Source organism: Micromonospora sp. NPDC049282 (genome assembly GCF_043197045.1).
GTDB lineage: Bacteria > Actinomycetota > Actinomycetes > Mycobacteriales > Micromonosporaceae > Micromonospora.
On record NZ_JBICSL010000023.1, the window covers coordinates 1 to 1,429 of the forward strand.

1 protein-coding gene is annotated in these 1,429 nt (G+C 73.1%); it reads right to left on the reverse strand.

Annotation, left to right across the window (positions count from 1 at the left end; genetic code table 11):
* Positions 1-18: 18 nt before the first annotated feature.
* The coding region (locus ACGFI2_RS27220) for a hypothetical protein (protein ID WP_393522057.1) at positions 19-1,429 on the reverse strand (1,411 nt) is incomplete at its 5' end.

Consider the following 1,429-nt stretch of genomic DNA (forward strand, 5'->3'; position numbering starts at 1 on the left):
ACATTCCGAACCCGGAAGCTAAGCCCTCCAGCGCCGATGGTACTGCACTCGGGAGGGTGTGGGAGAGTAGGACACCGCCGGACAATCTTTCAGTCGAGGGCCGCCCCAGTAGGGTCGGCCCTCGACTGCGTTAGCGTTTCTGGCGGAGACGCCATCAGGAAGGATGCACCTGTGAGTTCTGGACCGCAGGGCGGGGACGGCCCCCGCCGCTACGAGGATCGCGCCGACCGTGGCCAGGGGCGCGGCGACGCCCGCCGCGATGACCGCCCCTCGTACCGGGGTGGCCGCGACGACCGCGCCGGCGGCAACCGTGGCGGAGATCGCCGCGAGGGCGGCTCCAGCCGCGACAACCGCGGTGGCGCCCCCAGTGGCGACCGTCGTGAGGGCGGTTTCCGTGGCGGCGACCGTGACGGCGGTTTCCGCGGTGGCGATCGTCGTGAGGGCGGTTTCAGCCGTGACAGCCGTTCCGGTGGTGCGTCGAGCGGTGACCGTCGTGAGGGTGGCTTCCGTGGCGGCGACCGTGACGGTGGTTTCCGTGGCGGTGACCGCCGTGAGGGCGGTTTCCGCGGTGGTGACCGCCGTGAGGGTGGCTTCAGCCGTGACAACCGTTCGGGTGGTGCGCCGGGCGGTGACCGTCGTGACGGCGGCTTCCGCGGTGGCGAGCGTCGTGAGGGCGGCTTCAGCCGCGACAGCCGTTCCGGTGGTGCGCCGAGCGGCGACCGCCGTGAGGGCGGTTTCCGTGGCGGTGACCGTGAGGGCGGCTTCCGCGGCGGCGAACGTCGCGAGGGCGGCTTCCGTGGCGGTGACCGCCGTGAGGGTGGCTTCAGCCGTGACAGCCGCTCGGGTGGTTCGTCGGGCGGCGACCGTCGTGAGGGCGGTTTCCGCGGTGGCGAGCGTCGTGAGGGCGGTTTCCGCGGTGGCGAGCGTCGTGAGGGCGGTTTCCGCGGTGGCGACCGCGAGGGTGGCTTCCGTGGCGGTGAGCGTCGTGAGGGCGGTGTCAGCCGTGACAGCCGTTCCGGTGGTGCGCCGGGCGGTGACCGTCGCGAGGGCGGTTTCCGTGGCGGCGACCGTGAGGGCGGTTTCCGCGGTGGTGAGCGTCGTGAGGGCGGTTTCAGCCGTGACAGCCGTTCCGGTGGTGCGCCGGGCGGCGACCGCCGCGAGGGTGGCTTCCGTGGTGGCGAGCGTCGCGAGGGCGGTTTCCGCGGTGGCGACCGCGAGGGCGGTTTCCGTGGCGGTGACCGTCGTGAGGGCGGTTTCAGCCGGGACAACCGCGGTGGTGCGCCGGGCGGTGACCGCCGCGAGGGCGGTTTCCGCGGTGGCGACCGTGACGGTGGTTTCCGCGGTGGTGACCGCCGTGAGGGTGGCTTCAGCCGTGACAGCCGTTCCGGTGGTGCGCCGGGCGGTGACCGTCGCGAGGGTGGCTTCCGTG